At 70.9% G+C, this 6,857-nt stretch carries 5 protein-coding genes; 1 reads left to right on the plus strand and 4 read right to left on the minus strand.

The features are described 5' to 3' along the window. Positions 1 to 6: 6 nt before the first annotated feature. The 4 genes from STRTUCAR8_RS11410 to STRTUCAR8_RS11425 form a co-directional block, all read right to left on the minus strand. Positions 7 to 3,366: a S8 family peptidase gene (locus STRTUCAR8_RS11410; RefSeq protein WP_006375814.1), complete on the minus strand. Its 3,360-nt coding sequence runs from the start codon at positions 3,364 to 3,366 to the stop codon at positions 7 to 9. 123 nt (positions 3,367 to 3,489) lie between these two features. Next, complete coding sequence (locus tag STRTUCAR8_RS11415; protein WP_006375812.1) at positions 3,490 to 4,542, minus strand: ABC-2 transporter permease; 1,053 nt, start codon at positions 4,540 to 4,542, stop codon at positions 3,490 to 3,492. After that, entirely contained in the window at positions 4,539 to 5,477 is a 939-nt protein-coding gene (locus tag STRTUCAR8_RS11420; protein ID WP_044472032.1) for an ABC transporter ATP-binding protein, read from the minus strand. Before STRTUCAR8_RS11420 ends, STRTUCAR8_RS11415 begins: the two co-directional genes overlap by 4 nt. Positions 5,478 to 5,481: 4 nt before the next feature. Continuing rightward, positions 5,482 to 5,934, minus strand: a complete 453-nt coding sequence (locus STRTUCAR8_RS11425; RefSeq protein ID WP_006375811.1) for a GntR family transcriptional regulator — start codon at positions 5,932 to 5,934, stop codon at positions 5,482 to 5,484. Positions 5,935 to 6,114: 180 nt separating this feature from the next. On the opposite strand from STRTUCAR8_RS11425, the gene STRTUCAR8_RS11430 reads away from it, so the two are divergent. Further along, positions 6,115 to 6,843 carry a response regulator transcription factor gene (locus STRTUCAR8_RS11430; protein WP_006375810.1) on the plus strand — a complete coding sequence of 243 codons (729 nt, stop codon included), beginning with the start codon at positions 6,115 to 6,117 and terminating at the stop codon, positions 6,841 to 6,843. The last annotated feature ends 14 nt before the right edge of the window (positions 6,844 to 6,857 follow it).

Consider the following 6,857-nt stretch of genomic DNA (forward strand, 5'->3'; position numbering starts at 1 on the left):
TCGTGCCTACTTGATGGTCCGGTAGGCCCGGTAGACCGTCTGCTTCAGGGTGTTGCCGGACGCGTCCGTGAGGGCCGCGCGCAGGGAGACCGTGCCCGCCTTCGCCGGGTGGCTCAGGTCGAGGCGCTTGCCGGCGACCGCCTTCGCGGGGTGCCAGGTCCGGCCGTCGTCGTACGAGACGGAGAAGGTCAGCTTGCGGGCGGTGCGCGCGGTGGCGGCGCCCTCGACCGTGAACGGCACCGAGAAACGCGTACCCGCCTTGGCCGTGCTCGCCGTGCTCAGCCTGGGCGTGAAGCGGACCACCGACAGCGGCAGCCGCTGCCCGACACCGGTGACGTGCCCGGAGGTGAAGGTCCACTCGGCGGTGATCCGGGTGGAGACCGGCGAGAGGGAGGTGGGCCGGGAGACATCCGTGGTGAGGCGGAACGCCCGCTCGGCGGCGGGGAGTTCGGACGAGACGCCGGCCAGGTCCGTGTTCTCGGCGAAGATCTTCTCGCCGCCCGCGTACAGGGTGCTCCTCGCCCTGCTGTAGCGGGAGTCGCCGACATGACCGGCGCCGTCGGAGAACAGCGGGAGGTAGGCCATGAGGGTGTCGCCGAAGCGGACCGCGCCCGGACGGTCCTTGCCGTTCGTCAGGGGGCCAGTGAGATGCGGGCCGAAGACGCCGGTGTTGAAGCGCTCGTTGTACTGCTTGCCCGCGCTGTACGAGCGGGGCTCCGCGGTCCACTGCGAGGCGTCCCACATCGGTTCGCCGTCCGCGTCCTTGCCGCCGTACTGCGAGACGGAGTACCGCCACTTCACGCCCGGCAGGACGTAGTCGGTGAAGGCGCCCGGCAGGGAGCGTGTGTCCGGGTTGAAGTCGAGCCAGAAACCGTCGCCCGGTGTGATCGGCGCGGCTACGAGCGTCGCCGTCTTGCCCTTGACGGGCGTACCGGCGGCGATCGTGACCTTCGCGAACTGCGCGGGCTTCAGGTTCGCGGTGAAGCCCGACAGATCGCCGGTACGGTTCCAGGCCGGCCGGTAGTGCGTGGCGCCGTGCGCCCAGGTGCCGTTGTACTGCGCGAACGCCTCAGCCGCCGGGACCCGCCCGCCCAACTGGCCGACGCGCAGGTCACGGAAGGTGCCCATGTCGTACGTGGAGACGCTGCGGGTCGTGCCGATGTCGATGCCGACGTTGAGTGTGGCGTCGGTGTGCCGGGCCGCGCTGTCCGGCACGGTGATCCGGACCGGCTTGGCCCTGCGGGCGTCCATGACGAGGGTGGTGTCACGGGTGAGCGCGAACTTCGGGTTCAGGAGGAGGGCCAGTTCCCCGGCGTCGGGGTCCCCGCCCGTGTCGATCCGGCCTTCGAGGCTGTAACGGCCCCTGGGCAGCCGGACGGTGAACTCGCCGTCCGTGTCGTCGGAGTAGTCCTGCCAGATGTTGTTGTCCAGGCCCTGCACCCCGGTCTCGGAGCGGCCGGCGGGCCTGCCCCGCAGGTCCAGGTGCCTGACCGTCAGGTCGTACGACTCGACCTCGCGGTGTACGCCGATGCCGGTCCGTACGGTGGTGCCGGCCCCGTCCGTCGCGACGAGCGCGCCGCCGAACGAACCGTCGGCCGTACCCGCACTGCTGTCGCCGGTGACCTGGGCGGTCGCCGTGCCGCCCGCCGGGACGGTGAGCTGCTTCGATGAGACCTCGAACATGCCCTCGGCGGCGGGCTTGCCGTCCTCGCCGTACACCTCGGTGGTCAGGTCGAGGGTGAGGGGGTGGTCGCCGTCGTTGCGGTAGGTGACCGTCTTCGTGACCGGCCGGTCGTCGGTGTGCGGCCACTGCTGGGCGGGGAAGCCGACGGTGGCCGGAATGGTGGTGAGCTGCTGGTCGAGGGCGCGGGGGAGGTCCGTACGGCCCGTGCCCTGCGCGAACGCCGAGACACCGGCGGTGGGCTTCGCGGAGGCGGTGAGCGCGGCCTTGATGCGCTCGCCGGTCCAGTCGGGGTGGCGTTGGGCGAGGACCGCGGCGGCGCCGGCGACATGCGGGGTCGCCATCGACGTACCGCTCATCGAGACGTAACCGTCGACGGCCGGGTCGCCCTCCGTGCCCTCGGCGGCCTTCGCGGCGACGATGTCGACGCCGGGTGCGGTGAGGTCGGGCTTGAGGGAACCGTCCGCCGTCGGGCCCCGGCTGGAGAACTCGGCCATGGCGTCGGCGCGGTCCACCGCGCCCACGGTGAGCGCGGCGGCGGCGCTGCCCGGCGATCCGACGGTGCCGGCGGCGGGGCCCTCGTTGCCGGCCGCGATCACGAACAGGGCGCCCGAGGAGGCGGACAGCTCGTTCACCGCCTGCTCGACGGGGTCGTCACCGGGGCTGTCGGGGCCGCCCAGGCTCAGGTTGATGACCTTGGCGCCCTGGTCGACGGCCCACTGCGCACCGGCGATGATGCCGGACTCCTCGCCGGAGCCGCCGTCGTCGAGCACCTTGCCGCTGATCAGGCGGGCGCCCGGCGCGACCCCCTTGTACTTGCCCCCGGAGTGCGCGCCGGACCCCGCGACGGTGGACGCCACGTGCGTGCCGTGACCCACCCGGTCGACGGTGTCCGCCGCCTCGGAGAAGTTCTTCGCCGCGTCGACACGGCCCTTCAGATCCGGGTGCGTGGCGTCGACCCCGGTGTCCAGCACGGCGACCTTGACGCCCTTGCCGTCGTACCCGGCCGCCCAGGCCTCGGGGGCGCCGATCTGCGCGGTGCTTCTGTCGAGGGCCGCCTCGACCTTGCCGTCGAGCCAGATCTTCTCGACCCGGTCCGCGGCGGCCGACCTCGCCCGCGCCGGCCCCCCGCTGCCGGTGAGCGTCTCCCACAGGGCGGCGCCCTCCGACTTACGGGCCTTCAGCGCGTCCCCGTCGACGCTGGGCAGGTCCCGGCTCACCCTGGCCCCTGCGGCGGACAGTGAACTCGGCGCGAGGGCACGGCCCTTGGCGTACGTCACGATCAGCGGCAGGTCGGGACGGGCCGCGTCGTCGTACCCCCACTCGACCAGCCGCGTCACGTCGAACAGGCGCCGGTCGGCGGTGCCGTTCGCGAGGAGCCGCTCGGCGTCACGGGGCACGACGTAGGTACGGTCGCCGTTGCGCGCTATTCGGAAGGTGACGCCCTCCCGGCCCTTGCCGGGACGCACTCCGGTGACCTGCCCGGAGGCGTCGAGGGTGACCCGGTCCCCGGTGACGAGGGTGACGGTCTTCGCGGTGCCGGCGGCGCCGGCCGTACCGGCCGTACCGATGCCGGTCTGCGCGGCCTGCGATCCCGGGGCGCCGAGCAGGGTCGCGGTGAGGGCGGCGGCGGTGAACAGGGCGAGAGCGGAAGCCTCACCTGTTCGCCTCTTTCGGTGATTCAAGACATACCTTTCTCTCCGGGCATTCGGGCATTCGCGCATGGCAAAGCAGCCCGGCCGACGGGACAGGGAAAGAAACGAGAGGGGAGTTGCGAGGGGAGTTGCCTGGAACGGCTGCTCGGATACTCAGACGAGCCGCTTACGACCCCAGAGGAAAAGGAACGCCACGACGGCGGCCGTCAGGGCGAACAGGATCGACGCCCCGAACCACTGCATTCCGTTCATCTGCGACATCGGAAGGTAGTCCACGGACCAGCCGACGATTCCCTCCTTCTTCAGGCACAGCTCACGCGCCTGATCCGTCGCCTCGTTGCACGAGCCCCAGCCGAGAAGGTCCCCACCGCTCGTGAGGTACGACTCGTCGATCTGGTACGCGCCGTCAGGCAGCGACGGGAACGCGTCCTCGGCCGCGACACCCTTGTTGCTCGTGACCGTGATGACGTTGCCGAGCGACATCACGAAGTGGCCCCAGACCAGCAGGACGACCGCGGTGAAACCGAAGGTCACCACCATGGCCATCAGCGTGCGCCGCAGCACCACACCGATCGCCACCCCGCCGAACACGGAGAGAAGGGTGAGGGCGAAGGGCACCGGGCCCGTGTTGTTGAAGGCGTCACTGGAGGTCCAGTCCAGGACCGTGATCTCGGACTTGACGGGGCTCCACCACCAGCCGAACGCCGCCGACACCGCGACCGTGCTCACCAGGACCACCAGCCCGGTCAGCCCCAGCTTCGTGGCGAGCCAGCGGGTCCGGCTCATGGACTGGGCGGCGACCAGCTTGGCCGTGCCGTTCTCCAGGTCGCCCGCGAGCAGCGGGGCGCCGAGGAAGACACCGAGCAGGACGGGTATCACCTGGAGACCGAAGGAGACGGTCTTGAACGCTTCGCGGTACTGCTGGAACTCGTCGGCCGCCGTGTCGAGGCTCTTGGCGGGATAGCCGAGGCCGTCGAGGAAGTCCGTCAACTGGCCGCGCTGGTAGACCATCCAGGCCACGGAGAGCGCGGCGGCGGCGAGGATGGTCCAGTACGCGGCCCGGTGCTGGCGCCAGACCAGCCAGGTCATACCGCTGAGACGGGGACCCCGGGTGGCCTCCGTCGTGGTCGCTGCCGTCGTCGCGTTCATGGTCCTGTTCCTGCCGTCGCTCGTGCTGCCGGTCGAGGTGCGGGTGAAGGTGCTCATGCCGCCACCGTCCCGGTGCCGAACGCCAGACCCTGACCGTGGACCTGCGCGGTGGGGGTGATCAGCGGTGGTGCGTCGGGCGAGCGGAGATAGGCGAGCAGGAGTTCCTCCATGTTCGGGGCGGCGGTCTCCCACGGGCCGGTGACCGGGCCCTCGGGGCGGATGAGCGCCGTGAACTGCCGTCCGCTGGTCCGGGACTCGACGAGGGTGTGGTGCCCGAGGGAGGCGGGCAGGCCCTCGCCCTCCCTGGCCCCGGTGACCAGGGTGTGCACGGACATCAGATCGTCCACGTCACCGGCGAGGCGCACTCCGCCGCCGGAGACGACGACGAGGTAGTCGCACACGTTCTCCAGTTCGGCCAGGACGTGGGTGGACATCAGTACGGTCGTACCGCGCTCGGCGGCCTCCGCGAGGAGGGTGCCCATGATCTCGTGGCGCACGACCGGGTCGAGGTCCGACATCGGCTCGTCGAGCAGCAGCAGGTCGGGCCGCTTACCGAAGGCGAGGGCGATGGCGACGCGGGTGCGCTGGCCGCCGGAGAGGGTGCTGATCTTCGCGTCGAAGGGCACGTTGCCCGCGCGGATGATGTCCTCGGCGGAGCGCTGGTCCCAGCCGGGGTTCAGTTCCCGCCCGAGCCGCAGGGTCTCCGCCACGGTGAACCGCCGGAACAGCGGCTTCTCCTGGGCGAGGAACGCGGTGCGCCGGCCCGACTCCGCCGAGCCCGGCCCCTCACCGAACAGGCTGATCGAGCCGTCCGTCGGCTCCAGGACATGGGCCGCGATGCTCAGCAGCGTGGTCTTGCCCGCCCCGTTGGGTCCGACCAGCCCACAGATCCGGCCCGCCGGGAGCCGGAAGGAGCAGTCCCGCAGCGCCCAGCCCCGCCGGTAGCGCATCCCCAGCCCGTACGCCTCAAGCGCCGGCTTCCCCGCGTACATACCGTCACTCACCTGTGCTCCTAGTTGTCGTAGCCCCCGTCGTCGCCGTGGTCCCGGCGGCGTACTGCTTCTCCATCGCCGACGCGACCAGTGCGGCGACGTCCTCCTGCTCCAGACCCGCCCCGGCCGCCTTCGCCACCCAGGCCACCAGCTCCGCGTAGAGCGGGGAGTCGGTGCCCGTCTCGGGGCGGGCGAGCGTGCGGCGTACGAAGGTGCCCTGGCCCGGCCGTGGTTCGACCAGGCCCTCGCGCTCCAGCTCGCGGTACGCCTTGAGGGTGGTGTTCGGGTTGACCGTGCTGACCTCCGCGACCTCCTTGGCGGTGGGCAGCCGGTCCCCCGGCACCAGTACGCCCAGCCGGAGTGCCTGCTTGGTCTGCTGCACGATCTGCTGGAAGGCGGGGACCCCGCTCCGCCTGTCGATCCGGAACTCCACGGCCACCACCACCTCCATCATCATTCCACTACTTGATTAGTGGAATGATGATGGAGGGGTGCGAGGGCGGTTGTCAACGCCGGTGAGGGTTGTCCAGAGTGACCGGAGGGGCTTCTTGGACAACGTTCCGGTGGTCAGCCTGGGTGCAGGCCTGGAAAAGCCCACCACCCGACGGCGAACACCCCCACCGAAAGAGCCTCCGGCGTGAACCAAGATCCTTCAGCTCCCGAACAGCCCTCCGTACTCGTGATCGAGGACGAGCACGGCAACTCCGACATGCTGGTCATGGCACTGCGCTTCCTCGGCTTCGACGCGCATCTCGTGTCCACGGGGGACGAGACCGTCCACGAGGTCCGACGCCGGCAACCCGACGCGGTACTGCTGGACCTGGCCCTCCCCGACCTGGACGGCACCGAGGTCTGCGGACGGCTCCGTGCCGCCGGGATCGACACCCCGGTGATCTTCCTCAGCGCCCGTACGGCCGTCGAGGACAAGTGCCACGCCCTGGCCGTGGGCGGCGACGACTACGTCACCAAGCCCTTCGACCTCACCGAGGTCAGCGCGCGCATCCGGGCTCTGATCCGACGCGCCCGGGGTGCGGTCCGACCGGCCCCCGCGCCCTCGCGCCGGTTGTGCGCGGCCGGCGTCGAGCTGGACGCGGGCACCCGGGAGGTGTGGCGGCACGGTACGGCCGTACCGCTGTCGGCGACCGAGTTCGCGCTGCTGAAGGTGCTGCTCGAGAACGCCGGCCAGGTGATCTCCAAGGCGCACATCCTGGACACGGTCTGGAACTACGGCTTCCAGGGCGAGTCGGGGGTGGTCGAGACGTACGTCTACTACCTGCGGCGCAAGCTGGGCGACTCGGGCCAGTCACTGATCCGAACGGTGCGCGGCGCGGGGTACATCGTGCACGCGGACCCGATGGGGACGTGAAGCACGGGGACAAA

Source organism: Streptomyces turgidiscabies Car8 (assembly GCF_000331005.1).
Lineage (GTDB): Bacteria > Actinomycetota > Actinomycetes > Streptomycetales > Streptomycetaceae > Streptomyces > Streptomyces turgidiscabies.

Excerpts from the sequence above, each read along its gene's own strand:
- STRTUCAR8_RS11415 (WP_006375812.1), bottom strand. The coding sequence starts at position 4,542 with ATGAGCACCTTCACCCGCACCTCGACCGGCAGCACGAGCGACGGCAGG.
- STRTUCAR8_RS11420 (WP_044472032.1), bottom strand. The coding sequence starts at position 5,477 with ATGTACGCGGGGAAGCCGGCGCTTGAGGCGTACGGGCTGGGGATGCGC.
- STRTUCAR8_RS11425 (WP_006375811.1), bottom strand. The coding sequence starts at position 5,934 with ATGATGATGGAGGTGGTGGTGGCCGTGGAGTTCCGGATCGACAGGCGG.